A 22,405-nucleotide genomic window follows, 5' to 3' on the forward strand; every position below is an offset into this window, starting at 1 on the left:
CCGGCCAGTCCGTTCGCGCCAGCCATGCCGACATGACGCGAAGCGTTTCCACACAAAACGGCATAGAGCCTGGCTGTTCCGCCTGGCCAAGACCATTCCCATCGCACCGCAGAAGGATGACCCTGCCACCTACGAGGCCGCGTTCGATGCCGCCGCGCAGGTGCTGCGCGAGGGCGATCTGCTGGCCATCTTCCCTGAGGGCGGCATCACCCAGGATGGGACGTTGCAGCCGTTCAAGGGCGGCATCATGAAGATTCTGGAGCGCGCCCGCGCCGACGGGCTGGATGTGCCCGTGGTGCCCATGGCGCTGACCAACCTGTGGGGCTCGTTCTTCAGCCGCATCGAGCTGCGCAACGGCCAGCGCGTGGCCATGGTGCGGCCGTTCCGGCGGGGACTGTTCAGCCGCGTGGGACTGAATGCAGGTGAACCGCTGAAGGTCGATGGCGTGACGCCGGAAGCCTTGCGCGAGCGTGTGGCGGGTTTGCTGGCGTAAGTGCGCCGTGCGGGCCTGTGCCGGGCCAGGATGCGGCGACTGCGGAGAGCATTCGCCCTGTAGAACGAAGGAGGAAAGACCATGAGCAAAGCCTTGCGTTTGTCAGAAAAGTGGTTCCGCCGTGGCCTGTGGCTGGTGGCGTTGGTGTTTGCCAGCTTTCTGGTGGGTTTGGGCGGGACCATCGTGGGGGACCTGCCCAAGGTGGAGCAGCGCCAGAGCCTGGACGACTTCATGGACGCGGCCCAGGCCAGGCGCCTGCGTGACGCCGCCAAGACCGCACAGGCGCAGGCACGCGACGCGCAGCAGGCGCTGGAGCAGGCGCAGCTGAAGCACCAGGTGGCGCAATCCGACCACCGCGCAGCGCGCGACACCTTCGGCAACTGGCTGGCCACACGCCGTGCCACTGAACGCCCCGAGCAAGACCCGGAGCTGGTGCGCCGGACCGCCGAGCTGGACGGTTTGCGCCAGGCCGAGCGCGACGCCCTGGCTGCGGTGGAGGCGCAGCAGCAGGCCATGCTGGACGCCCGGCAGGCCGAAGGCCGCGCGCATGCGCAACTGCGGCAGATGGAGGAGGGCGCCCGCGAGGCGTGGCAGGCCGCGCTGCGTGCCCAGGAGCTTCGCGTGTTCGGCTACCGTCTGGCCCTGACGCTGCCGCTGCTGGCGGTGGCGGGCTGGCTGTTCGCACGCCAGCGCAAGAGCACCTGGTGGCCCTTTGTCTGGGGTTTCATCATCTTCGCGGTCTTCACCTTCTTCGTGGAGCTGGTGCCCTACCTGCCCAGCTACGGCGGTTACGTGCGCTACACCGTGGGCATTGTGGTGACGGTTCTGGTGGGGCGGTACGCCATCGTGGCGCTCAACCGCTACCTGGAGCGGCAGAAGGCCGCCGAAACCCTGCCCGACGCCCAGCGCCGCAAAGAGCTGGACTACGACCTGGCACAGGCCCGATTGGCCAAGAGCGTGTGCCCGGGTTGCGAGCGGCCAGTGGACCTGAAGGACGGCAACGTCGACTTCTGTGCCCACTGCGGCCTGTGCCTGTTCAGCCGCTGCGGTGGCTGCCACACGCGCAAGAGCGCGTTCACGCGTTACTGCCAGAGCTGCGGGGAACAGGCCGCCGCGCAGCCCCCGGCGGGTTGAGCCGCGTCAGACCCCGCGTGCCCGGTCGGCCTTGAAACGTGCGCGCAGGGCGCTGAAGGTCCCCGCGTCCAGAGACTCGCGCACCTCGCGCATCAGGTTCAGGTAGTAGTGCAGGTTGTGGATGGTGGTGAGCATGGGGCCCAGCATCTCGCCGCAACGGTCCAGGTGGTGCAGGTAGGCACGGCTGAAGCCTTCGCGACCACCGGCGTCCCAGCTCACGCCGCTGGCACCCGCGCAGGCGTAGCAGGTGCAGGTGGTGTCCAGCGGCTGCGGGTCGGCCTTGTGGCGGGCGTTGCGTATCTTCAGGTCGCCGTAACGGGTGAAGATGGTGCCGTTGCGCGCGTTGCGCGTGGGCATCACGCAGTCGAACATGTCCACGCCGCAGGCCACGCCGTCCACCAGGTCTTCCGGCGTGCCCACGCCCATCAGGTAGCGTGGCTTGTGTGCGGGCAGGCGGTGCGGCGTGTGCGCCATGATCTGCAGCATCAGGTCCTTGGGTTCGCCCACGCTCACGCCGCCAATGGCGTAGCCGGGGAAGTCCATTTCCACCAGCGCCTCCAGCGACTCCTGGCGCAGGTGCTCGAACATCCCTCCCTGCACAATGCCGAACAGCGCGTTGGGGTTGCCCAGACGCTCGAATTCGTTCTTGGAGCGCAAGGCCCAGCGGCGGCTCATCTCCATGCTCTTGCGCGCCTCGGCCTCGGTGGTGATGTGGCCGCTGCCCTTTTCACCCTGCCAGTACGGTGTGCACTCGTCCAGCTGCATCACGATGTCGCTGTTCAGAATGGTCTGGATCTGCATGCTCACCTCGGGCGACATGAACAGCTTGTCGCCGTTCACGGGTGAGGCGAAGTGCACCCCTTCCTCGGTGATCTTGCGCATGGCGCCCAGGCTCCACACCTGGAAGCCGCCCGAGTCCGTGAGGATGGGCTTGTTCCACTTTTCAAACTGGTGCAGGCCGCCAAAGCCTTTCATGATGTCCAGCCCCGGGCGCATCCACAGGTGGAAGGTGTTGCCCAGGATGATCTGCGCGCCCATGTCGTGCAGGCTTTGCGGCATCATGCCCTTGACGGTGCCGTAGGTGCCCACGGGCATGAAGATGGGGGTCTGCACCACGCCGTGGTTGAGCGTGAGCGTGCCACGGCGGGCGTGGCTGTCGGGGTCGTTCTTGAGGAGGTCGAACTTCAACATGGTGGGTGTCGGGGGGCTCACATGCCCAGGGATCGCAGCAGTTCGTCGGTATCGCTGTCGCCGCCTTTGGCGCCTGCAGCTGGTTGGGCGGGCGCGGGGCTGGCGGCCGGGCTGGAGACCTGCGCCATCAGCGCATCCGGGTCGGGGGCTTCCTGCGGCTCGAAGTCGTAGAGCTTGACGAACTCGGTGCGGTCGATCGCCAGTTCCAGGTAAAAGATGTTGTTGCGGCCGGTGTAGAAGGTCACGCGGCGCGCTTCGGGGTGGTCCAGGTTGGCGTCCACGCTCAGCACCACCTGCTTGTTCAGCACCAGCATCTTGGGCTGGTTCTGGGTGATGTGGGTGTGCAGTTCGCGCCGGATCTTGCTGGTGAAGTCCCCCAGCACCTGGTTCATCAGCTCGCCCATCACGTTGGCCACCTCGTCCGAGGTGTAGGAGCTGGCCAAGTCCTCCTTGGACATGCCCATGCTCAGCAGGTAGCTCTGGTACAGCTCCATGGCGGCGGGCGCGGTGAAATTCAGGATCACCAGACCCGAAAACCCGCCGTCGAACAGCACAAAGCAGCCAATGTCCGGCTTCAGGCAGGTCTTCTGGATGCGCTGCACCATGCCGGAGTAGGTGATGTCGCTGTGGGTGGCCGCGTTTAGCACCTTGGTCACGGAATTGCACAGGCTCATCAGCAGGTCTTCGGTGTCGAAGATGACTTCGGAACGGTCAGCAGCCATATCGTTTTCTCGTTGGGTTGACGGACTTGGCCGCCCTCAGGCGGCCTTCTTTAGCAGCATGGCATCACCATAGCTGAAAAAACGGTAGTTATGCGAGATGGCGTGGCGGTACAGCGCCATCACCTGCTCGTATCCGGCAAAGGCGCTCACCAACATCATGAGCGTGCTCTTGGGCAGGTGGAAGTTGGTGATGAGCACGTCCACTGCGCGGAACGGGAAGCCGGGGGTGATGAAGATGTCGGTGTCGCCGCTGGCCTGGCTCGTGCGTGCCCAGCTCTCCAGCGTGCGCACGCTGGTGGTGCCCACGGCCACCACGCGCCCGCCACGGGCCTGGGTGTCGCGCACGGCCTGCTGCGTGGCTTCGGGCACCTGGTACCACTCGCTGTGCATCACGTGCTCGGCAATGTTTTCGGTCTTGCAGGGCTGGAAGGTGCCTGCACCCACGTGCAACGTGACGCTGGCGCGTTGCACGCCGCGGGCGTCCAGTTCGGCCAGCACGCCTTCGTCGAAGTGCAGGGCGGCAGTGGGCGCAGCCACCGCGCCGGGGTGCTTGGCGAACACGGTCTGGTAGCGGCGCTCGTCCTCGGCGGTATCGCCGTGTTCGATGTAAGGAGGCAGCGGCACATGGCCGTGGGCGGCCATCAGCGCGTGCGGCTCGCCGCTGAAGGCAAAGCGGAACAGCGGGCCGTCGTCATTCGGCCAGCGGCCCAGCAGCGTGGCGGTGAAGGCCATTTCCGTGGTGCCGCCCGCGTACATGCGCAGCGTCGCGCCCACTGGCGGCTTCTTGCTGACCTTCATGTGTGCCACCACCTCGTGGCCGGGACCGGGCAGCACGCGCTCCACCAGCAGCTCCACCTTGCCGCCGGAGGATTTCTCCCCGTACAGACGGGCTTTGATCACCTGGGTGTCGTTGAACACCAGCAGGTCGCCTTCGCGCAGCAGGCCAGGCAGATCACGGAAGATGCGGTCCTGTGGCGCGGGGCCGGTGCCGTCGAGCAGGCGGGAAGCACTGCGTTCGGCCGCCGGGTGTTGCGCAATGAGTTCGGGGGGCAGCGAGAAGTCGAAGTCGCTGAGGGTGAAGGCGCGCGGAGCGCCTGGCAAGGCATGCGTCATGGTGCTTGAGGGCCGGACGGGCCCGTTCCAAGTTGAAAAGCCGTGATTGTGCCAGTTTGGTGCGTCCAGACGGCTCAAGGCTTGACCGGGGCGCGGTTGTTGCGGCGGCGCTCGATGCCGCTTTCCTCGTAATAGCGTGCCTTGGCCTGGTACATCGCCAGATCGGCTTGCTGCAGCGCGGTGCTCAGGGACTCCCCGGCCTGGCAGGTGGCCTGGCCGATGGACAGGCTCAGCGGGTGCCCCGTGTAGAACTGGTTGTTCAGCTCCAGCACGGAGAGGATGCGGTCCTGGACGGCTGTGGCGCCAGCCGCGTCCGTGGCGGGCAGCAGCACGGCGAATTCGTCGCCGCCGATGCGTGCAGCGCAGGCCGGCGCGTCCACCGCCTTGGACAGCACCTCGCCCACGCGACGTAGCATCTCGTCACCGGCGCCGTGGCCCTCGTCGTCGTTCACCTGCTTCAGCCCGTTGAGGTCGATGGCCAGCACGCTCACTGGCCACGGCCCCTTGCGCGTGAGGCGGTTGATCTCGTCGGCGTAATAGGCGCGGTTGCGCAGCTTGGTGAGCACGTCGTGCTTGCCCAGGTATTCCAGGTAGGCCTCGGCCTTCTTGCGGGCGGTGATGTCGACCAGCGACACCAGCACCAGGCCCCAATCGGCTTCGTGGCCGTCCAGCACCGAAAACTGCATGTGGATGTGCAGCAACTCGCCGTTGAGCGAGTAGTTCACCACCTCGCGCTGTTGGAAGAGCTTGCCTTCCCACAGGTCGATGAGCTGCTCGGCGAAGGAGTCGTGCATCTCGTCACGGAAGACCTGCCCCAGGTCGCGCAGCAGGTGGTGTTTGTCGCTGGCGCTGAACATGCGCAGCGTCAGGCGGTTCACGTCGATGACGCGGATTTCCTGCATGCAGCGGGTCACGAACTCCGGGTGCACCTTCAGGAACACGCGGAAGTCCTGAATGCCCTGGGCGCGCACTTCGTCCACCAGCTGCTTGACGGCCTGGAAATCCTCCACCCACAGGGAGACGGGGGAGCGTTCGAACAGATCACGGGCGTATTGCTCGCTGCGCTGCAGTCCGGCGGCAGCCTGCACGCGTTCGGTGATGTCTTCCAGCGAGACGAGCATCCGGCTCCAGTCGCCTTCGTGTCCGGGCAGCATGCGTGCACGCACATCCACGTCCAGGCGGCGGCCGTCCAGGGCATAGTTCACAGTCTGGTTGGCGAATTCCAGGGCGCCGTCCCACAGGGCGCAAAGCTCCTCGACGACCGTGTGGTGCATGTCGCGCGAGAACACCTTGTCCAGGTTGGCCACCAGTTCTTCCTGCGTGGCCGCGCCGAACAGCTCCAGGGTGCGCCGGTTCACCTGCAGCACCTTCAGGCAGGCCGTGCACTCGCCCACACGGGCCGGGTCCTGGCGCAGATGGGCGCGCAGGTCGGTCACGCCCAGGGCGCGCCAGCGTTCAAAGAGCGCCTTGAGGCCACTGTAGTCTTCCAGCCACAGCGAAACGGGGGCCAGTTCGAACATGTGTTCGTGGTCGGACAGGGCAGGCATGGTGTGTCTTTCGTGGCGGCCGGAGGGTCTTGGAGTGTAATTTGCTGCGCCGCAGCAAATGCCGTACCATCGGGTGGCGAAACCATCAGTATCACCCAAGCACCGGAAGGAAGTCCCTCATGCCGCTCGTCGTTTTCAACCAGAAAGGCGGGGTGGGCAAGTCCACCATCACCTGCAACCTGGCGGCCATCAGCGCGGCGCAGGGGCTGCGCACTTTGGTGATCGACCTGGACCCGCAAGGCAACTCCACCCATTACCTGGTGGGCGGGCAGGTGGCCGACGACCAGCCCACGGTGGCCACCTTCTTCGAGCAGACGCTGAGCTTCAGTTTCCGACCGGTACCGCCCACCGACTTCGTCCTGGCCACGCCGTTCGAGGGTCTGCACCTCATGGCTGCCAGCCCCCGGCTGGACGAACTGGCGTCCAAGCTGGAGTCGCGCCACAAGATCTACAAGTTGCGCGAGGCTCTGCAGCAGTTGACGGAGAGCTACGACCGCATCTACGTCGACACCCCGCCCGCGCTGAACTTCTACACCCGCTCGGCGCTGATGGGGGCCAGCGGCTGTCTCATCCCCTTCGATTGCGACGATTTCTCTAGGCAAGCGCTCTATATCCTGTTGGAAAACGTGCAGGAAATCCGCGCCGACCACAACCCGGAGCTGCAGGTCAAGGGCATTGTCGTCAACCAGTTCCAGCCGCGTGCCAACTTGCCAAAGCGCCTGGTGCAGGATCTGCTGGACGAAGGGCTACCGGTGTTGGAGCCCTACCTGCCCTCATCGGTGAAGGTGCGCGAGTCGCACCAGCTCTCGCGCCCCATGATCCACCTGGAACCCCGCCACAAGCTGACCCAGGCGCTGGTGGAACTGCACGCCCGGCTCTGAACTTGCCGGCCGGGCTCAGCCCAGCGCCCAGTGGGCCGCTTGCAGGTACAGCGGGATACCGAACAGGATGTTGAGCGGGAAGGTCACCCCCAGCGACAGGCCGAAGTAGAGCGAGGGGTTGGCTTCGGGGATGGCGTGGCGCAGCACGGCGGGCACGGCGATGTAAGAGGCGCTGGCCGCCAGCACCATCAGCAGCGAGGCGTCGCCCGCGCCGATGCCCAGCAGTGCGCACAGGCCAAGCGCCAGGGTGGCATGCACCAGCGGCCCCAGCACGGCGTACGCGATCAGCCAGGGCGACTGGCCACGCACCTTGGGCATGTTGCGGGCGGCCAGCAGCCCCATGTCCAGCAGGAAGAAGGCGAGCATGCCCTTGAACAGGTCACCGGTGAACGGCTTCATGGCGGTGTGGCCCGATTCACCCGTGGTCAGGCCAATGACTATCGCACCCAGCAGCAGGAGCTGGGCGCCGTCGGTGAAGGACTCGTGCAGCACCTTGCCCAGCGAGAAGCCGTTGCCGCTCTGACCCGAGGGGCCGCCGAGGATCGCTACGCCCCCTGTCTGGATGCCTGCGGTCTGGCTGGCGGCAGCGCGCTGGCGCAACGCGTTGGCCAGCACCACGGCCATGATGATCGCGGGGGACTCCATCAGCGCCATGGCCGCAGCCATGTAGCCGCCGTAGGCCAGGCCCTGGCTTTCCAGCGTCTGCACTGCCGTGATGAAGGTGACGGCACTCACCGAGCCGTAGGTGGCCGCCACGGCGGCAGCGTCCAGTGGCGCCAGCACGCGGCGCAACAGCCAGTAGCCCAGCAGCGGGACCAGCACTGCCAGCGCCACGGCGGCGCCCAGGCTGCGGGCCACGTCCAGCGTGAAGCCGGATGCTGCCAGCGCAAAGCCGCCCTTCAGGCCGAGCGCCATCAGCAGGTACAGCGACAGGAAGCGCGAAATGGGTGCCGGAATCTCCAGGTTGGACTTCACGGTGCCGGCCAGCACGCCGAAGACGAAAAAGAGGATGGCGGGGTCGATGAGGTTTTGCATGGCGGTCCAAGGTTCAACTGGACCCGATGCTAGGGAAAACCATCAATTAAGTAAAATCGATTTATTGCAGAATATGTATAGGTATTTATCTATGAATGCCACCTTTCGACAGTTGCGGCTCTTCTTGGCGCTGGCCGACCTGGGCAGCGTGAGCGCCGCCGCGCGGGCCACCCACGTCACCCAGCCCACGGCCTCCATGCAGTTGCGTGAGCTGGCCGACGCCGTGGGCCTGCCCTTGCACGAAGTCATTGGCAAGAAGGTGTACCTCACGGCGGCGGGTGAGGCGCTGGCCAGCACGGCCAGGGCCATGGTGGGGGAATGGTCGCTGTTCGAGCAGCAGGTGGCCGCCATGAAGGGGCTGCACCAAGGCCAGCTGCGGGTGGCGGTGGTGAGCACCGCCAAGTACTTCGTGCCGCGCTGGCTGGGTGCGTTCTGCAAGGCCTACCCCGAAGTCGAGATCGCCCTGGAAATCCTCAACCGCGACGGGGTCGTCCAGCGCCTGCGGCGCAACCAGGACGACATCTCCATCATGTCCATACCGCCAAAGGACCTGGACATCGAGCAGCGCGAGTTCCTGCCCAACCCGCTCGTGGTGGTGGCGCCCAGCGGGCACCCGCTGGCTGGCAGGCCAGCCATCCCGCTGGCAGAGCTGGCTGGCGAGCGTTTCATCTTGCGTGAACCGGGGTCGGGCACGCGCATGGCGGCGGAAGCCCACTTCCGCGCACACGCCTTCACGCCGCAGGTCCGTCTGGCGCTGGGCAGCAACGAGGCCATCAAGCAGGCGGTCGCGGGCGGCATGGGGCTGTCGGTGCTGTCACGCCATGCGCTGGCGCCGGACGTTGCCGGCGAGGGGCTTTGTGTGCTCGACGTGGAGGACTTCCCCATCCACGCCAGCTGGTACATCGTTCACCTCCGCGGCAAACAGCTGTCGCCGCTGGCACGCGTGTTCCAGCAGCACCTGCTCACGCAGGCGCACGGCATCACGCGCCACACGGGCCGGGAATGACGGTAGTGGCAAAATTTCAGATAAAGCAGGAGTTTGCTTCAGTCATATTCTGCTTCTTCCGAAATCTGACAATCCCTAGCATGTCGACTCTTGCCGTTTTGCGAAAGGTTGCCCGATGAAGTGTCCACACTGTGTCGATGTCGTGCTGGTGATGACGGAGCGACAAGGCGTCGAAATCGATTACTGTCCGCAGTGCAGAGGTGTCTGGCTCGACAGAGGCGAACTCGACAAGCTGATTGAGCGCAGTGCCGCGCCCGCAGCAAGCGCCCCTGCCGTGCCGCCTCGCCGCCCCGGTTTCGTCGATTCCGGGTACGGGTATACCGGGCATGGCAAGCGCAAATACAAATCCTGGCTGAGCGAAATTTTCGACTGATCCCGATGCTGACCCACCTCATGTTTTTCATTGCCGGACTGGCCGCCCTGATCATCGGGGCCGATGCCTTGGTCCGGGGCGCCTCGAAACTGGCCCTTTCCCTGGGGATTTCCCCTCTGGTGGTCGGGCTGACCATCGTTGCCTTTGGCACGAGCGCGCCCGAGATGGCCGTGTCGACTGGGGCCGTCCTCAACGGCCAGAGCGATATCGCCATCGGCAACGTGGTGGGCAGCAACATCTTCAACGTCCTCTTCATCCTGGGGGCCAGCGCGCTCATCGCGCCTTTGGTGGTGCACGTGCAGCTGATCCGCCAGGAGGTCCCCATCATGCTGGGGGCGGCGCTGCTCATGCTGGTGCTCGGCCTGGACGGCAGCATCAGCTGGGTCGACGGCGCCCTGCTGCTGGTGCTGATGGTGTTGTACACCGTCTTCCTCATCGTGCAGTCACGCCGGGAGTCGGCGGCCGCGGCCAGCGAATTCGAAGCAGAGCTCCAGCCGTCGCCCGTCAATGCCTGGGACGCGCGCTGGCCGGTGCAAGTGGCGCTGATCGCCGCTGGCCTGGGCATGCTTGTGCTCGGCTCCGACTGGCTCGTGTCGTCGTCGGTGGCGTTTGCCAAGGCGCTGGGTGTGAGTGACCTGGTCATCGGCCTGACGATCGTGGCCGCCGGGACGTCCATGCCCGAGGTCGCCACCTCTCTGACGGCCGCCTTCAAGGGGGAGCGTGACATTGCCGTGGGCAACGTGGTGGGCAGCAATACCTTCAACATCCTGGGGTGCGTGGGCCTGGGCGGCGTGGCGTCCGGAGCGCTCGGTTTGCCGCTGGCTTCGTCCGTGCTCACGTTTGACATCTGGGTGATGCTTGCGGCGCTGTTCGCCTGCTTGCCCGTGTTCCTGACGGGGCGGGAGATCGCCCGTTGGGAAGGCGGGGTCTTCCTTGGCTATTACGTGGCCTACGTGGTCTATCTGATCCTGGCAGCGCAGCAGCACGCCGCTTTGCCAGCCTATTCCGCCACCATGATGGGCTTCGTGGTGCCCTTGACCATCGTGACTTTTGTGGTGGTGCTGCTGCGTCAGAAATCACCTTCCGCGTCCTGATGGGCGCCCGGGCTGCGGCACAATGCCGCCATGCCCGACGCCGTGTCCCATCCGCCACCGGCCGCCGCCGAGCGCAAGCCGCTGTCCGCGCCGCAGAAGGCGATGCGCAAGCTCGGTCTGGTGCGCGCCATCGACCTGGCCTTGCACCTGCCCCTGCGTTATGAGGACGAAACGCGCATCGTCCGGCTGGCTGACGCGCGCGAGGGCGGGGCCGTGCAGATCGAGGGCACTGTCACCGCCAGCGAGGTGAGCTTTCGTCCGCGCCGCCAGTTGCTCGTCACCCTGGACGACGGCAGCGACACCTGCACGCTGCGCTTCTTCAGCTTCTACCCCTCGCACCAGAAGACCCTGGTCCCGGGCGCGCGCATCCGGGCGCGGGGTGAACTGCGCGGCGGCTTCCTGGGCTGGACCATGATGCACCCCAGCTTTCACGCGGCGGGTGGGGAGCTGCCCGATGCGCTCACGCCGGTGTATCCCACCAGCGCGGGTTTGCCGCAGGCCTATCTGCGCCGCGCCGTGGTGTCGGGGCTGGAGCGTGCCGACCTGGGCGACACCGTGCCGCCCGAAGCCGTGGCCGAATGCCCTGGCGTGCGTGGCTGGACGCTGCGCCAGGCGCTGCGCTTTCTGCACCATCCCGCGCCGGACGTTTCGCTGGCCGCGCTGGAAGACCGTTCGCACCCAGCGTGGCAGCGACTCAAGGCCGAAGAGTTGCTGGCCCAGCAACTGTCCCAGCACCAGGCCAAGCTGGAGCGCGACCGGCTGCGCGCTCCCGCGCTGGCTGCGCGCACCGGGGGGCTGCATGAGCAGTTGCTGGCCGCGCTGCCGTTCCAGCTCACCCACGCGCAACGCCGTGTGGGCGATGAAATTGCCCAGGACCTGGCCCGCCCGGTACCCATGCACCGCCTGTTGCAGGGCGACGTGGGCAGCGGCAAGACGGTGGTGGCCGCACTGGCCGCCACGCTGGCCATCGACGCTGGCTGGCAGTGTGCGCTGATGGCGCCTACCGAGATCCTGGCAGAGCAGCACTTTGCCAAATTGGTTGGCTGGCTCACGCCCTTGCTGGAACCCTTGGGAAAGGAAGTGGCCTGGCTTACCGGCAGTCAGAAAAAGAAAGAACGCAAGGAGATGCTCGATCGCATCGAAAGCGGCCGTGCCGCCCTGGTGGTGGGCACACACGCCGTCATCCAGGAGCAGGTGCGTTTTCAGCGGCTGGCGCTGGCGCTCATCGACGAGCAACACCGCTTCGGCGTGGCCCAGCGCCTGGCCCTGCGCGAGAAGATGCAGGACGCTGGCCTGGAGCCCCACCTGCTGATGATGAGCGCCACCCCCATCCCGCGCACGCTCGCCATGAGCTACTACGCCGATCTGGATGTATCCACCATCGACGAGTTGCCGCCGGGGCGTACGCCCATCGTCACCAAGGTCGTGGCCGACAGCCGCCGCGACGAGGTGATCGAGCGCATCCGTGCCCAGGTGGCGCAGGGACGGCAGGTCTATTGGGTGTGTCCGCTCATCGAGGAAAGCGAGGCGCTGGACCTGAACAACGCCACCGCGACCCATGCCGAGTTGAGTGCGGCCATGACGGGCATCACCGGGCCGGATGGTTCACCCGTGCTGGTGGGGCTGTTGCATTCCCGCATGCCGGTGGCCGAGAAGAAGGCCGTCATGGCGCTCTTCAGCAGCGGGGCCATGGGCGTGCTGGTCAGCACCACCGTCATTGAGGTGGGGGTGGATGTGCCCAACGCCTCGCTCATGGTCATCGAGCATGCCGAGCGCTTTGGTTTGAGCCAGTTGCACCAGCTGCGCGGCCGGGTGGGGCGCGGTGCGGCGGCCTCTGCCTGCGTGCTGCTTTACGCCACCAACGAGGGCGGGCGGGTCAGCGAGACCGCGCGCGAGCGCCTGCGCGCCATGGCGGAGACCCACGACGGCTTTGAAATCGCCCGGCGCGATCTGGAGATACGCGGCCCAGGCGAATTCCTGGGTGCGCGCCAGTCCGGCGCGGCCATGCTGCGCTTCGCTGACCTCAACACAGATACCCACCTGCTGGAATGGGCGCGGGCCTGGGCGCCCAGAATGCTTGCCAAATGGCCCGATATGGCGCAAAAACACGTGGATCGCTGGTTGGGTGGAAAATCCGACTATCTGAAAGCCTGAACCGATAGCAGCCATGACCCTGACCGAACTCAAATACATCGTCGCCGTGGCGCGCGAGAAGCACTTCGGCAAGGCGGCTGAGGCCTGCTTCGTCTCGCAGCCCACGCTTAGCGTGGCCATCAAGAAGCTGGAAGAAGAGCTGGAACTCAAGCTCTTCGAGCGCAACGCCAGTGAAGTGGCGGTCACGCCCTTGGGCGAGGAGATCGTGCGTCAGGCCCAGGTCGTGCTGGAGCAGGCCGCTTCCATCAAAGAGATTGCCAAGCGCGGCAAGGACCCGCTGGCCGGGCCGTTGCGGCTGGGTGTCATCTACACCATCGGCCCCTACCTGCTGCCCGACCTGGTCCGCCAGGTGATCGAGCACACGCCGCAGATGCCGCTGATGCTGCAGGAAAACCTCACGGCCAAGCTGCTCGAGCAACTGCGCCTGGGCGAAATCGACGCCGCCGTGCTTGCCGAACCCTTCCCCGACACCAACCTGGCCATTGCCCCGCTGTACGACGAGCCTTTTGTTGCCGTGGTGCCCGTCACGCATCCGCTGGCCCAGCGCGACAACATCACCGCCGAAGAACTGAAGCAGGAGACCATGCTGCTGCTGGGCACCGGGCACTGCTTCCGCGACCATGTGCTGGAGGTCTGCCCCGAGTTCGCCCGTTTTTCCAACGACGCCGAGGGCATCCGCAAGAGTTTCGAGGGGTCGTCGCTGGAGACCATCAAGCACATGGTGGCTGCGGGCATGGGCATCACCCTGGTGCCGCGCCTGAGCGTGCCCGCGTCTGCACTGGAGCCAGGTGCCAAGACCCTGCCACCTGGTTCTGGACCGGGCGACAGCTCCTATGTGCGCTACCTGCCGTTCGCGGGGGACCCGCCCACGCGTCGCGTGGTGCTGGCCTGGCGGCGCAGCTTCACCCGCTACGAGGCCATCGCTGCCCTGCGCAACGCCATCTACGCCTGTGAACTGCCGGGCGTCAAACGCCTGTCGTCCTGACCTGATTTTCCCCTTATCCTCGGCTCTTTCCACTGTGCGCGACAAGCTCTCCCTCTATCTCGATCTGATCCGCTGGAACCGCCCAGCGGGCTGGCTGTTGCTCCTGTGGCCCAGCCTGTCCGCGCTCTGGGTGGCCTCGGGCGGCTGGCCGGGCTGGCACCTGCTGGCGGTGTTCGTGCTGGGCACCATCCTCATGCGCAGTGCCGGGTGTTGTGTGAATGACGTGGCCGACCGCGACTTCGACCGCCACGTCAAGCGCACCGCCCAGCGGCCGGTGACCAGCGGCCGCATCTCGGTGAAGGAGGCGCTGGCCGTCGGCGCGGTGCTGGCCTTCGTTGCCTTTTTGCTGGTGCTGACCACCACGGCGGCGGCCGTGGCCTGGTCGTTCCCGGCGCTGGCCGTGGCGCTGGTCTACCCCTACGCCAAGCGCGTGGTGTCCATGCCGCAGGCGGTGCTGGGCGTGGCCTTCAGCTTTGGCATACCCATGGCCTACGCTGCGGTGCAGAGCCAGGTGCCGTGGCAGGCCTGGGCGCTGCTGGTGGCCAACCTGTTCTGGGTGCTGGCCTACGACACCGAATACGCCATGGTGGACCGCGACGACGACCTCAAGATCGGGATGAAGACCTCGGCCATCACCCTGGGCCGCTGGGACGTGCTGGCCGTCACGTCTTTCTATCTGGTTCACCTGGGCTTGTGGGGTGCCTTGCTGTGGCCGTTGGCCGGGGGCTGGCTGTTCGGTCTGGGGCTGGTGCTGGCACTGGTGCAAGTGGTTTGGCACTACTCCATGATCCGCGGACGCACCCGCGAGGGGTGCTTCCGCGCCTTCCGGCTGAACCACTGGCTGGGCTTCACCCTGTTTGCCGGGCTGGCGCTCCAGCTGGCATTGGGGTGAGCGGGTCTCAGCGGCCGAATTCGTCGCCCAGTTCGCGGGCGCGTTCGCGTGCGGCGTGCATGGCCTTGACGAAGGCGTCGGCCACGCCGCTGTCCGCCATCGACGTGAGCGCAGCGTAGGTCGTGCCGCCCTTGGAGGTCACGCGCTCCCGCAGCACCTCGGGTGGTTCGTCAGACGATTGCGCCAGGGTCGCAGCACCCACAAATGTGCCAATCGCCAACTCGGTGGCGGTCTGCCCGCTCAGCCCCATCTCGGTGCCCGCACGGCGCATGGCCTCCAGGAAGTAAAACACATAGGCAGGGCCGGAGCCGGACAGGGCGGTCACGGCGTCCAGATCCGACTCCGCGTTGAGCCAGACGAAACGCCCGGTGGTGCCGACCACGGCATCCACCAATCTCCGGTCCTCCGGGCTTGCCGCTGGGCGGGCATACAGCCCCGTCATCCCAAGCCCGACAAGCGCTGGGGTGTTGGGCATGGCGCGCACAATGCGCTCGGTGCCCAACCAGGCAACCATGCTGTCGCTGCGGATACCTGCGGCCACGCTCAGGTGCAGCGCATTGTGCGTGTGGGCGGCGCAGGCCAGTGCAGCATCCTTGAACGTCTGGGGCTTCACCGCCCAAACCACGGCGTGTGCCGTACCCAGTGCGGGGTCAGCCTGCTCGAAAGTCTGCACCCCGAATTCGGCGCGCAACTTGTCCCGCTGGGCGGCAAAGGGTTCGACCACGTCGATCTGTGTCGCAGGCAGACCCTGGCGGATCAGCCCGCCAATGATCGCGCTGGCCATGTTCCCGCCGCCGATGAAGGCCAGGCGGGTACCTGAAGGGAGGGTGCTGGTGTTCATGGCCAAGCATTGTCACCGTTTCCGTTGAGATTTGTGGTGCCCGGGCCACAACTTGTGCCGCCGGGGGTACTTGACTCGCTGATTCCGATGTGCCACAATGCGCAGCTTCGCCCTCGTGGGTGAAGTATTTCTGCCCACCGAAGCCTGGGTGTTTTCCTAGTGAAAACGCGCTGGTGACGACGGGCCCAAGACTGATCGCCTGCTGCCGTGGTGGTGGCTGGGATTCAAGTTGGGACTTAAATCAAATGATCCAAACGCAATCTCGACTCGATGTTGCTGACAACACGGGTGCCAAGTCCGTGATGTGCATCAAGGTGCTGGGTGGTTCCAAGCGCCGGTACGCCAGCGTGGGCGACATCATCAAAGTGAGCATCAAGGAAGCCGCACCGCGTGGCCGCGTCAAAAAAGGCGAGGTCTACAACGCTGTGGTCGTTCGCACCGCCAAGGGCATCCGCCGTGGCGACGGTGCCTTGATCAAGTTCGATGGCAACGCCGCTGTGTTGCTGAACGCCAAGCTGGAGCCCATCGGCACCCGCATCTTCGGACCCGTGACGCGCGAGCTGCGTACCGAGAAGTTCATGAAGATCGTGTCCCTGGCGCCCGAGGTCCTGTAAGGAATCGTCATGAACAAGATCCGTAAAGGCGACGAAGTGATCGTCATCGCTGGCCGCGACAAGGGCAAGCGTGGCACCGTGGTCCAGCGTGCAGACGAAGAGCGCGTGCTGGTCGAAGGTGTGAACCTGGTGAAGAAGCACACCAAGCCCAACCCCATGAAGGGTGTGGCCGGTGGCATCGTGGAGAAATCCATGCCCATCCACCAGTCCAATGTGGCCATCTTCAACGCGGCCACCGGCAAAGCCGACCGCGTGGGTGTGAAAGTGCTGGCTGACGGCAAGAAAGTGCGCGTCTACAAGTCCAGCGGCGAAGAAATCAAGGTGGCATGACCATGGCACGCTTCCAACAAATCTACCGCGACAAGATTGCGCCTGCTCTGAAGGAGCAGTTTGGCTACACCTCCGTGATGGAAGTGCCGCGCATCACCAAGATCACCCTGAACATGGGCGTCAGCGAAGCCGTGGCCGACAAGAAGGTCATGGACAACGCCGTGGGCGACCTGACCAAGATCGCCGGCCAGAAGCCCGTCGTGACCAAGGCTCGCAAGGCCATCGCCGGTTTCAAGATCCGCGAAGGCCAGGCCATCGGCTGCATGGTGACCCTGCGTGGTGCCCAGATGTACGAATTCCTGGACCGTTTCGTGACCGTGGCTCTGCCCCGCGTGCGTGACTTCCGTGGTATTTCCGGCAAGGCTTTCGACGGCCGCGGCAACTACAACATCGGCGTGAAAGAGCAGATCATCTTCCCCGAAATCGAATACGACAAGGTGGATGCACTGCGTGGTCTGAACATCAGCATCACGACGACGGCCAAGAGCGACGAAGAGTGCAAGGCTCTGCTGGCTGGTTTCCGTTTCCCGTTCAAGAACTGAGGTGGCGTGTGGCTAAACAAGCTTTGCTCCAGCGTGAACTCAAGCGCGAAAAACTCGCCGCCAAGTTTGCCAACAAATACAACGAGTTGAAGGCCATCTCCAAGGATGCGCAGCGTTCCGACGAGGAACGTGACGCCGCCCGTCTGGCCCTGCAGAAACTGCCCCGCAACGCCAACCCGACCCGCCAGCGCAACCGTTGTGAAATCACCGGTCGCCCCCGTGGCACTTTCAAGCAGTTCGGCCTCGGCCGCATGAAAGTCCGCGAAATGGCTTTTGCCGGTGAAATTCCCGGCGTGACCAAGGCCAGCTGGTAAGCCGTAGGAGTAACGAAATGAGCATGAGTGATCCTATCGCCGATATGCTGACCCGCATCCGCAACGCGCAGATGGTCGACAAGGCCACCGTGGCCATGCCTTCTTCCAAAGTGAAGGCCGCCATCGCGCAAGTGCTGAAGGACGAGGGTTACATCGACGGTTTCCAAGTCAAGGTCGAGGGCGGCAAGAGCCAGCTCGAGATCGCCCTGAAGTACTACGCCGGCCGCCCCGTGATCGAGCGTATCGAGCGCGTTAGCCGTCCTGGCCTGCGCATCTACAAGGGTGCTAAATCCATTCCCCAGGTCCAGAACGGTCTGGGGGTTGCCATCGTCACCACGCCCAAGGGTGTGATGACCGATCGCAAAGCCCGCGCTGCCGGTGTCGGCGGTGAAGTCTTGTGTTACGTCGCCTGACGCGGGCATTGAGGAGAATCTGAAATGTCTCGTGTAGGTAAATTGGCTGTGGCCATTCCGCAAGGCGTGGAAGTGACCGTCAAGCCGGAAAGCATCAGTGTCAAGGGTGCTCTCGGTGCGATGGACCTGGCCCTGAACCCGCTGGTCAAGGTCGTGAACGCCGACTCCAAGCTGTCGTTCACCCCGGTGGACGATTCGCGCGATGCGAACGCCATGAGCGGCACCATCCGCCAGCTGGTCAACAACATGGTCCTGGGCGTGAGCAAGGGCTTTGAGAAGAAGCTGAGCCTGGTGGGCGTGGGCTACAAGGCCGCCGCTTCCGGCAACAAGCTGAACCTGGCTGTGGGCTTTTCCCACCCCGTCGACTTCGTGATGCCTGCTGGCATCACCGTCGCCACCCCGACCCCGACCGAAATCGTGGTCAAGGGCGCCGACCGTCAGCGCGTGGGCCAGATCGCTTCTGAGATCCGTGCCGTGCGTCCCCCCGAGCCTTACAAGGGCAAGGGCATCCGTTATGCGGATGAGAAGGTCGTCATCAAAGAGACCAAGAAGAAATAAGGACTGCGAACATGTTGACGAAAAAAGAACAGCGTTTGCGCCGTGCCCGTCAGACCCGCATCCGCATTGCACAGCAAGGCGCCGTGCGTCTGACCGTGAACCGCACGAACCTGCACATCTATGCCAACGTCATCTCTGGCGACGGCTCCAAGGTGCTGGCCTCTGCGTCCACCGCCGAAGCCGAAGTGCGTGCACAGCTGGGTGCCTCCGGTAAAGGTGGCAACAAAGCCGCTGCCGAGCTGATCGGCAAGCGCATTGCCGAAAAGGCGAAAGCCGCCGGCATCGAGAAAGTGGCCTTCGACCGTTCCGGTTTTGCTTACCACGGCCGTGTCAAAGCCCTGGCAGATGCCGCGCGTGAAGCCGGCCTGCAGTTCTGATTGGGGAAATGCAAATGGCAAAGATGCAAGCAAATGTGAAGAGCGAAGCCAACGACGACGGCTTGCGCGAGAAGATGATTGCGGTCAACCGCGTGACCAAAGTGGTCAAGGGCGGCCGCATCATGGGTTTCGCCGCGCTGACCGTGGTCGGTGATGGCGATGGCCGCGTCGGTATGGGTAAGGGCAAGGCCCGCGAAGTGCCCGTGGCCGTGCAAAAAGCCATGGACGAAGCCCGCCGCAACATGTTCAAGGTGGCGCTCAAGAGCGGCTCCCTGCATCACGCGGTGCAAGGCAGCCACGGCGCCTCCAACGTGATGATGCTGCCCGCCGTCAAAGGTACCGGCATCATCGCCGGCGGCCCGATGCGTGCTGTGTTCGAGGTGCTGGGTGTGACCGACGTCGTGGCCAAGAGCCATGGCTCGAGCAATCCCTACAACCTGGTGCGCGCCACGCTGGACGCCCTGAAGAACTCGACGACTCCTGCCGAAGTGGCCGCCAAGCGTGGCAAGTCGGTGGAAGACATCCTGGGTTGATTGGAACGATCATGACGACCACCAACACCATCAAAGTGCAACTCGTGCGCAGCCCCATCGGTTGCAAAGAGTCCCACCGCGCCACCGTGCGTGGCCTGGGTCTGCGCAAGCTCAACAGCGTCAGCGAACTGCAGGACACCCCCGCAGTGCGCGGCATGATCAACAAGATCAGCTACCTGGTCAAAGTGATCTGATCGGAGTCAAGACATGGAACTCAACACTCTCAAGCCCGCAGCTGGTGCCAAGCACGCCAAGCGTCGCGTGGGCCGTGGCATCGGCTCCGGTCTGGGCAAGACCGCCGGCCGCGGTCACAAGGGCCAGAAGTCCCGTGCCGGTGGCTACCACAAGGTCGGCTTCGAAGGCGGTCAGATGCCTTTGCAGCGCCGTCTGCCCAAGCGCGGTTTCAAATCTCAAAGCCTGAAGTTCAACGCGGAAGTCACCCTGGCTGATCTGCAGGTTCTGGGCGCGTCCGAAGTGGACGTCCTGGTGCTGAAGCAGGCAGGCCTGGTGCCCGAGCTGGCCAAGAAGGTCAAGGTCATCAAGACTGGCGAGCTCAGCATCGCCGTCAAGCTGTCCAACATCGGTGCCACCGCTGGTGCGAAGGCAGCCATCGAAGCCGCTGGCGGCTCGCTGGCCTGATCTGGCATAACACACGGAAACGCTTGTGGCCACGAACGCAGCAACCCTAGCCAAGACAGGCAAGTTCGGCGATTTGCGTCGCCGTCTTGTGTTCCTGCTCCTGGCCTTGGTGGTTTACCGCATTGGCGCGCACATTCCTGTGCCGGGGATCGATCCCGCCCAGCTGGAACAGCTCTTCAAGGGCCAGCAGGGCGGTATCCTGAGCCTCTTCAACATGTTCTCGGGCGGTGCGCTTTCGCGCTTCACCGTGTTCGCGTTGGGGATCATGCCCTACATCTCGGCCTCGATCATCATGCAGTTGATGACCTACGTGGTTCCCACGTTCGAGCAGCTGAAGAAGGAAGGCGAGGCCGGCCGTCGCAAGATCACGCAGTACACCCGCTACGGGACACTGGGTCTGGCCATTTTCCAGGCGCTCGGCATTGCCGTGGCACTGGAAAGCTCGCCTGGTCTGGTGATCGATCCCGGTTTTGCCTTCCGCTTCACGGCGGTGGTGAGCCTGGTCGCAGGGACGATGTTCCTGATGTGGCTGGGGGAGCAGATCACCGAGCGTGGTTTGGGTAACGGCATCTCTATCCTGATCTTTGCAGGTATTGCTGCCGGTTTGCCCAACGCCGTCGGTGGGTTGCTGGAGCTGGTTCGTACCGGTGCCATGAACATTCTGGTGTCCGTCTTCATCGTGGCACTGGTGGTCCTGGTCACCTACTTCGTGGTCTTTGTCGAACGCGGACAGCGCAAGATCCTGGTGAATTACGCACGCCGTCAGGTGGGCAACAAGGTGTACGGCGGCCAGTCGTCCCACCTGCCCCTCAAGCTGAACATGGCGGGTGTGATTCCTCCGATCTTCGCTTCGTCGATCATCCTGCTGCCCACCACCCTGGTGAGCTGGGTCAGCACCGGTGACGCCACCCGCTGGCTGCGAGACATCGCCGCCGCGCTGTCGCCCGGGCAACCGATCTACGTTGCGTTCTACGCCGCAGCCATCGTGTTCTTCTGTTTCTTCTACACGGCGTTGGTCTTCAACAGTCGCGAGACTGCCGACAACCTGAAGAAGAGCGGGGCGTTCATTCCGGGTATCCGCCCCGGGGACCAGACCGCGCGTCACATCGACAAGATCCTTGTGCGTCTGACCCTGGCCGGTGCCATCTACATCACGTTGGTGTGTCTGTTGCCTGAGTTTCTGATCCTGAAGTACAACGTTCCGTTCTACTTCGGTGGAACCTCGCTGCTGATCATCGTGGTTGTGACCATGGACTTCATGGCCCAGGTTCAGAACTACGTGATGTCACAACAGTACGAATCGTTGCTGAAAAAGGCCAACTTCAAGGCAACACCAGGTGTTTGAAAAATGGCGAAAGACGACGTCATTGAGATGCAGGGCGAGGTCATTGAAAACCTCCCCAACGCCACGTTCCGTGTGAAGTTGGAGAACGGTCACGTGGTTCTGGGTCACATCTCCGGCAAGATGCGCATGCACTACATCCGCATTCTTCCCGGCGACAAGGTCAAGGTGGAGCTCACGCCCTACGACCTGACCCGGGCCAGGATCGTGTTCCGCGCCAAGTGAAGAGTTTTTGAGATTTATCTAGGAGAGAAACATGCGAGTTTCGGCTTCGGTCAAGAAAATGTGCCGCAACTGTAAGATCATCCGTCGCCATGGCGTCGTGCGAGTCATCTGCACCGACCCGCGACACAAGCAGCGTCAAGGCTGATACGTTTAGAGGACCACCATGGCACGTATTGCAGGTATCAACATTCCGCCTCACAAGCACGCCGAGATCGGCCTGACCGCCATCTTCGGTATCGGTCGTACCCGTGCTCGCAAGATTTGCGAAGCTTGCGGCATTGCTTACGACAAGAAGATCAAGGAGCTGTCCGACGCCGAACTCGAAAAGGTTCGCGATCAGGTCAACACCTACACCATCGAAGGCGATCTGCGTCGTGAAACCACGATGAACATCAAGCGCCTGATGGACATCGGCTGCTACCGTGGTTTCCGTCACCGCCGCGGCCTGCCCGTGCGTGGTCAGCGCACCAAGACCAACGCCCGTACCCGCAAGGGTCCGCGCAAGGCCGCCCAGTCGCTGAAGAAATAATCGGTTAAAGGACAGATATGGCTAAGCAACCCTCCAGCAACGCAGCAGCCCGCGTGCGCAAGAAGGTCCGCAAGAACATCGCGGACGGTATTGCCCACGTGCACGCCTCGTTCAACAACACCATCATCACCATCACCGATCGCCAGGGCAACGCACTGTCCTGGGCTTCGTCCGGTGGTCAGGGTTTCAAGGGCTCCCGCAAGTCCACGCCTTTCGCAGCCCAGGTGGCTTCCGAAGTGGCTGGCCGCGCTGCCATGGAACAGGGCATCAAGAACCTGGACGTCGAGATCAAGGGCCCCGGCCCTGGCCGCGAGTCCTCCGTTCGTGCCCTGGGCGCCCTGGGCATCAAGATCACGTCCATCTCCGACGTGACCCCGGTGCCGCACAACGGTTGCCGTCCGCAAAAGCGCCGTCGCATCTGATTGCGCTGCAGCGCCTGCGCGCGCTATAATTCAAAGCTTTTGTTTTGAAAGCCACCGCAATGCATTGACGTGTGTTGTGGTGGCGTTGTCGTTAAGACCACCGCCG

Annotated in this window: 30 protein-coding genes; 24 read left to right on the plus strand and 6 right to left on the minus strand. The window is 64.3% G+C overall.

All coding sequences use genetic code 11. From position 1 onward, the window contains the following. Both ACYVHH_RS13330 and ACYVHH_RS13335 read left to right on the plus strand, forming a co-directional pair. Window positions 1–493 (plus strand): lysophospholipid acyltransferase family protein (locus ACYVHH_RS13330; protein ID WP_460565669.1); only part of this gene is annotated, 493 nt, incomplete at its 5' end. 81 nt (window positions 494–574) lie between these two features. Next, on the plus strand, window positions 575–1,627 hold the full coding sequence (locus ACYVHH_RS13335; protein WP_460565670.1) for a serine endopeptidase: 1,053 nt from the start codon (window positions 575–577) through the stop codon (window positions 1,625–1,627). 6 nt (window positions 1,628–1,633) lie between these two features. Here ACYVHH_RS13335 and tgt read toward each other — a convergent pair whose 3' ends face one another. From tgt to ACYVHH_RS13355, 4 genes are all read right to left on the minus strand, one after another. After that, window positions 1,634–2,818, minus strand: coding sequence for a tRNA guanosine(34) transglycosylase Tgt (gene tgt, locus ACYVHH_RS13340; protein WP_460565671.1), 1,185 nt, complete (start codon window positions 2,816–2,818; stop codon window positions 1,634–1,636). A gap of 17 nt (window positions 2,819–2,835) precedes the next feature. Continuing rightward, window positions 2,836–3,540, minus strand: coding sequence for a DUF3334 family protein (locus ACYVHH_RS13345; protein ID WP_460565672.1), 705 nt, complete (start codon window positions 3,538–3,540; stop codon window positions 2,836–2,838). A 36-nt stretch (window positions 3,541–3,576) separates the two neighbouring features. Continuing rightward, window positions 3,577–4,653, minus strand: coding sequence for a tRNA preQ1(34) S-adenosylmethionine ribosyltransferase-isomerase QueA (queA, locus tag ACYVHH_RS13350; protein WP_460565673.1), 1,077 nt, complete (start codon window positions 4,651–4,653; stop codon window positions 3,577–3,579). Between the two features lie 74 nt (window positions 4,654–4,727). Beyond that, window positions 4,728–6,200 (minus strand): sensor domain-containing diguanylate cyclase, encoded by a 1,473-nt coding sequence (locus tag ACYVHH_RS13355; protein WP_460565674.1) that lies wholly within the window; start codon window positions 6,198–6,200, stop codon window positions 4,728–4,730. Window positions 6,201–6,319: 119 nt separating this feature from the next. Here ACYVHH_RS13355 and ACYVHH_RS13360 point away from each other — a divergent pair, with 119 nt between their 5' ends. Next, window positions 6,320–7,081 carry a ParA family protein gene (locus ACYVHH_RS13360; protein WP_460565675.1) on the plus strand — a complete coding sequence of 254 codons (762 nt, stop codon included), beginning with the start codon at window positions 6,320–6,322 and terminating at the stop codon, window positions 7,079–7,081. Window positions 7,082–7,096: 15 nt separating this feature from the next. Here the strand turns inward: ACYVHH_RS13360 and ACYVHH_RS13365 are convergent, their stop codons facing one another. Then, entirely contained in the window at window positions 7,097–8,116 is a 1,020-nt protein-coding gene (locus ACYVHH_RS13365; protein ID WP_460565676.1) for a sodium-dependent bicarbonate transport family permease, read from the minus strand. A gap of 91 nt (window positions 8,117–8,207) precedes the next feature. Here ACYVHH_RS13365 and ACYVHH_RS13370 point away from each other — a divergent pair, with 91 nt between their 5' ends. The 6 genes from ACYVHH_RS13370 (at window position 8,208) to ubiA (ending at window position 14,620) form a co-directional block, all read left to right on the plus strand. After that, entirely contained in the window at window positions 8,208–9,122 is a 915-nt protein-coding gene (locus ACYVHH_RS13370) for a LysR family transcriptional regulator (RefSeq protein WP_460565677.1), read from the plus strand. Between the two features lie 115 nt (window positions 9,123–9,237). Next, a complete protein-coding gene (locus ACYVHH_RS13375; RefSeq protein WP_460565678.1) occupies window positions 9,238–9,495 on the plus strand; it encodes a TFIIB-type zinc ribbon-containing protein in 258 nt (85 codons plus the stop codon). A gap of 5 nt (window positions 9,496–9,500) precedes the next feature. Then, the gene (locus ACYVHH_RS13380; protein WP_460565679.1) at window positions 9,501–10,589 is read left to right on the plus strand and encodes a calcium/sodium antiporter; all 1,089 of its coding nucleotides are present in this window, start codon (window positions 9,501–9,503) and stop codon (window positions 10,587–10,589) included. 30 nt (window positions 10,590–10,619) lie between these two features. Then, on the plus strand, window positions 10,620–12,743 hold the full coding sequence (recG, locus tag ACYVHH_RS13385) for an ATP-dependent DNA helicase RecG (protein WP_460565680.1): 2,124 nt from the start codon (window positions 10,620–10,622) through the stop codon (window positions 12,741–12,743). Between the two features lie 13 nt (window positions 12,744–12,756). After that, window positions 12,757–13,728 carry a LysR substrate-binding domain-containing protein gene (locus tag ACYVHH_RS13390; RefSeq protein ID WP_460565681.1) on the plus strand — a complete coding sequence of 324 codons (972 nt, stop codon included), beginning with the start codon at window positions 12,757–12,759 and terminating at the stop codon, window positions 13,726–13,728. Between the two features lie 34 nt (window positions 13,729–13,762). Next, window positions 13,763–14,620: a 4-hydroxybenzoate octaprenyltransferase gene (ubiA, locus tag ACYVHH_RS13395; RefSeq protein ID WP_460565682.1), complete on the plus strand. Its 858-nt coding sequence runs from the start codon at window positions 13,763–13,765 to the stop codon at window positions 14,618–14,620. A 7-nt stretch (window positions 14,621–14,627) separates the two neighbouring features. On the opposite strand, the gene proC is transcribed toward ubiA, so the two are convergent. Next, window positions 14,628–15,461: a pyrroline-5-carboxylate reductase gene (proC, locus tag ACYVHH_RS13400; RefSeq protein WP_460565683.1), complete on the minus strand. Its 834-nt coding sequence runs from the start codon at window positions 15,459–15,461 to the stop codon at window positions 14,628–14,630. Window positions 15,462–15,706: 245 nt separating this feature from the next. Between proC and rplN the strand changes: the two genes are divergently transcribed. From rplN to rpsK, 15 genes are read left to right on the plus strand one after another with little or no spacing between them, the layout of a single operon-like run. Then, on the plus strand, window positions 15,707–16,075 hold the full coding sequence (gene rplN / locus ACYVHH_RS13405) for a 50S ribosomal protein L14 (protein WP_101049622.1): 369 nt from the start codon (window positions 15,707–15,709) through the stop codon (window positions 16,073–16,075). Between the two features lie 9 nt (window positions 16,076–16,084). Then, window positions 16,085–16,405 (plus strand): 50S ribosomal protein L24, encoded by a 321-nt coding sequence (gene rplX, locus ACYVHH_RS13410; RefSeq protein WP_460565684.1) that lies wholly within the window; start codon window positions 16,085–16,087, stop codon window positions 16,403–16,405. Window positions 16,406–16,407: 2 nt separating this feature from the next. Continuing rightward, window positions 16,408–16,947: a 50S ribosomal protein L5 gene (rplE, locus tag ACYVHH_RS13415; RefSeq protein WP_460565685.1), complete on the plus strand. Its 540-nt coding sequence runs from the start codon at window positions 16,408–16,410 to the stop codon at window positions 16,945–16,947. Window positions 16,948–16,955: 8 nt separating this feature from the next. Beyond that, window positions 16,956–17,261 carry a 30S ribosomal protein S14 gene (gene rpsN / locus ACYVHH_RS13420; RefSeq protein ID WP_460565686.1) on the plus strand — a complete coding sequence of 102 codons (306 nt, stop codon included), beginning with the start codon at window positions 16,956–16,958 and terminating at the stop codon, window positions 17,259–17,261. Window positions 17,262–17,278: 17 nt separating this feature from the next. Further along, window positions 17,279–17,674: a 30S ribosomal protein S8 gene (gene rpsH, locus ACYVHH_RS13425; RefSeq protein WP_460565687.1), complete on the plus strand. Its 396-nt coding sequence runs from the start codon at window positions 17,279–17,281 to the stop codon at window positions 17,672–17,674. 24 nt (window positions 17,675–17,698) lie between these two features. Then, window positions 17,699–18,232 carry a 50S ribosomal protein L6 gene (rplF, locus tag ACYVHH_RS13430; protein ID WP_460565688.1) on the plus strand — a complete coding sequence of 178 codons (534 nt, stop codon included), beginning with the start codon at window positions 17,699–17,701 and terminating at the stop codon, window positions 18,230–18,232. A gap of 11 nt (window positions 18,233–18,243) precedes the next feature. Continuing rightward, window positions 18,244–18,609, plus strand: a complete 366-nt coding sequence (gene rplR / locus ACYVHH_RS13435; protein ID WP_460565689.1) for a 50S ribosomal protein L18 — start codon at window positions 18,244–18,246, stop codon at window positions 18,607–18,609. 14 nt (window positions 18,610–18,623) lie between these two features. After that, window positions 18,624–19,142, plus strand: a complete 519-nt coding sequence (gene rpsE, locus ACYVHH_RS13440) for a 30S ribosomal protein S5 (protein WP_460565690.1) — start codon at window positions 18,624–18,626, stop codon at window positions 19,140–19,142. An 11-nt stretch (window positions 19,143–19,153) separates the two neighbouring features. Next, window positions 19,154–19,336, plus strand: coding sequence for a 50S ribosomal protein L30 (rpmD, locus tag ACYVHH_RS13445; RefSeq protein WP_460565691.1), 183 nt, complete (start codon window positions 19,154–19,156; stop codon window positions 19,334–19,336). A gap of 13 nt (window positions 19,337–19,349) precedes the next feature. Next, entirely contained in the window at window positions 19,350–19,781 is a 432-nt protein-coding gene (gene rplO, locus ACYVHH_RS13450) for a 50S ribosomal protein L15 (RefSeq protein ID WP_460565692.1), read from the plus strand. A 25-nt stretch (window positions 19,782–19,806) separates the two neighbouring features. Continuing rightward, window positions 19,807–21,126 carry a preprotein translocase subunit SecY gene (gene secY, locus ACYVHH_RS13455; protein WP_460565693.1) on the plus strand — a complete coding sequence of 440 codons (1,320 nt, stop codon included), beginning with the start codon at window positions 19,807–19,809 and terminating at the stop codon, window positions 21,124–21,126. A 3-nt stretch (window positions 21,127–21,129) separates the two neighbouring features. Next, the gene (gene infA / locus ACYVHH_RS13460; RefSeq protein WP_043700245.1) at window positions 21,130–21,348 is read left to right on the plus strand and encodes a translation initiation factor IF-1; all 219 of its coding nucleotides are present in this window, start codon (window positions 21,130–21,132) and stop codon (window positions 21,346–21,348) included. 31 nt (window positions 21,349–21,379) lie between these two features. After that, window positions 21,380–21,493 (plus strand): 50S ribosomal protein L36, encoded by a 114-nt coding sequence (gene rpmJ, locus ACYVHH_RS13465; protein ID WP_072242940.1) that lies wholly within the window; start codon window positions 21,380–21,382, stop codon window positions 21,491–21,493. A gap of 18 nt (window positions 21,494–21,511) precedes the next feature. Then, complete coding sequence (gene rpsM, locus ACYVHH_RS13470; protein ID WP_460565694.1) at window positions 21,512–21,877, plus strand: 30S ribosomal protein S13; 366 nt, start codon at window positions 21,512–21,514, stop codon at window positions 21,875–21,877. A 17-nt stretch (window positions 21,878–21,894) separates the two neighbouring features. After that, window positions 21,895–22,299 (plus strand): 30S ribosomal protein S11, encoded by a 405-nt coding sequence (gene rpsK / locus ACYVHH_RS13475; RefSeq protein ID WP_460565695.1) that lies wholly within the window; start codon window positions 21,895–21,897, stop codon window positions 22,297–22,299. Window positions 22,300–22,405 lie beyond the last annotated feature (106 nt).

It is taken from the genome of Hydrogenophaga aquatica (genome assembly GCF_054780915.1).

What these genes read in the sequence shown, in the direction of transcription:
- ACYVHH_RS13335 (WP_460565670.1), top strand. Translation starts at nt 575, where the DNA reads ATGAGCAAAGCCTTGCGTTTGTCAGAAAAGTGGTTCCGCCGTGGCCTG.
- tgt (WP_460565671.1), bottom strand. Translation starts at nt 2,818, where the DNA reads ATGTTGAAGTTCGACCTCCTCAAGAACGACCCCGACAGCCACGCCCGC.
- ACYVHH_RS13345 (WP_460565672.1), bottom strand. Translation starts at nt 3,540, where the DNA reads ATGGCTGCTGACCGTTCCGAAGTCATCTTCGACACCGAAGACCTGCTG.
- queA (WP_460565673.1), bottom strand. Translation starts at nt 4,653, where the DNA reads ATGACGCATGCCTTGCCAGGCGCTCCGCGCGCCTTCACCCTCAGCGAC.
- ACYVHH_RS13355 (WP_460565674.1), bottom strand. Translation starts at nt 6,200, where the DNA reads ATGCCTGCCCTGTCCGACCACGAACACATGTTCGAACTGGCCCCCGTT.
- ACYVHH_RS13360 (WP_460565675.1), top strand. Translation starts at nt 6,320, where the DNA reads ATGCCGCTCGTCGTTTTCAACCAGAAAGGCGGGGTGGGCAAGTCCACC.
- ACYVHH_RS13365 (WP_460565676.1), bottom strand. Translation starts at nt 8,116, where the DNA reads ATGCAAAACCTCATCGACCCCGCCATCCTCTTTTTCGTCTTCGGCGTG.
- ACYVHH_RS13370 (WP_460565677.1), top strand. Translation starts at nt 8,208, where the DNA reads ATGAATGCCACCTTTCGACAGTTGCGGCTCTTCTTGGCGCTGGCCGAC.
- ACYVHH_RS13375 (WP_460565678.1), top strand. Translation starts at nt 9,238, where the DNA reads ATGAAGTGTCCACACTGTGTCGATGTCGTGCTGGTGATGACGGAGCGA.
- ACYVHH_RS13380 (WP_460565679.1), top strand. Translation starts at nt 9,501, where the DNA reads ATGCTGACCCACCTCATGTTTTTCATTGCCGGACTGGCCGCCCTGATC.
- recG (WP_460565680.1), top strand. Translation starts at nt 10,620, where the DNA reads ATGCCCGACGCCGTGTCCCATCCGCCACCGGCCGCCGCCGAGCGCAAG.
- ACYVHH_RS13390 (WP_460565681.1), top strand. Translation starts at nt 12,757, where the DNA reads ATGACCCTGACCGAACTCAAATACATCGTCGCCGTGGCGCGCGAGAAG.
- proC (WP_460565683.1), bottom strand. Translation starts at nt 15,461, where the DNA reads ATGAACACCAGCACCCTCCCTTCAGGTACCCGCCTGGCCTTCATCGGC.
- rplN (WP_101049622.1), top strand. Translation starts at nt 15,707, where the DNA reads ATGATCCAAACGCAATCTCGACTCGATGTTGCTGACAACACGGGTGCC.
- rplX (WP_460565684.1), top strand. Translation starts at nt 16,085, where the DNA reads ATGAACAAGATCCGTAAAGGCGACGAAGTGATCGTCATCGCTGGCCGC.
- rplE (WP_460565685.1), top strand. Translation starts at nt 16,408, where the DNA reads ATGGCACGCTTCCAACAAATCTACCGCGACAAGATTGCGCCTGCTCTG.
- rpsH (WP_460565687.1), top strand. Translation starts at nt 17,279, where the DNA reads ATGAGCATGAGTGATCCTATCGCCGATATGCTGACCCGCATCCGCAAC.
- rplF (WP_460565688.1), top strand. Translation starts at nt 17,699, where the DNA reads ATGTCTCGTGTAGGTAAATTGGCTGTGGCCATTCCGCAAGGCGTGGAA.
- rplR (WP_460565689.1), top strand. Translation starts at nt 18,244, where the DNA reads ATGTTGACGAAAAAAGAACAGCGTTTGCGCCGTGCCCGTCAGACCCGC.
- rpsE (WP_460565690.1), top strand. Translation starts at nt 18,624, where the DNA reads ATGGCAAAGATGCAAGCAAATGTGAAGAGCGAAGCCAACGACGACGGC.
- rpmD (WP_460565691.1), top strand. Translation starts at nt 19,154, where the DNA reads ATGACGACCACCAACACCATCAAAGTGCAACTCGTGCGCAGCCCCATC.
- rplO (WP_460565692.1), top strand. Translation starts at nt 19,350, where the DNA reads ATGGAACTCAACACTCTCAAGCCCGCAGCTGGTGCCAAGCACGCCAAG.
- infA (WP_043700245.1), top strand. Translation starts at nt 21,130, where the DNA reads ATGGCGAAAGACGACGTCATTGAGATGCAGGGCGAGGTCATTGAAAAC.
- rpmJ (WP_072242940.1), top strand. Translation starts at nt 21,380, where the DNA reads ATGCGAGTTTCGGCTTCGGTCAAGAAAATGTGCCGCAACTGTAAGATC.
- rpsM (WP_460565694.1), top strand. Translation starts at nt 21,512, where the DNA reads ATGGCACGTATTGCAGGTATCAACATTCCGCCTCACAAGCACGCCGAG.
- rpsK (WP_460565695.1), top strand. Translation starts at nt 21,895, where the DNA reads ATGGCTAAGCAACCCTCCAGCAACGCAGCAGCCCGCGTGCGCAAGAAG.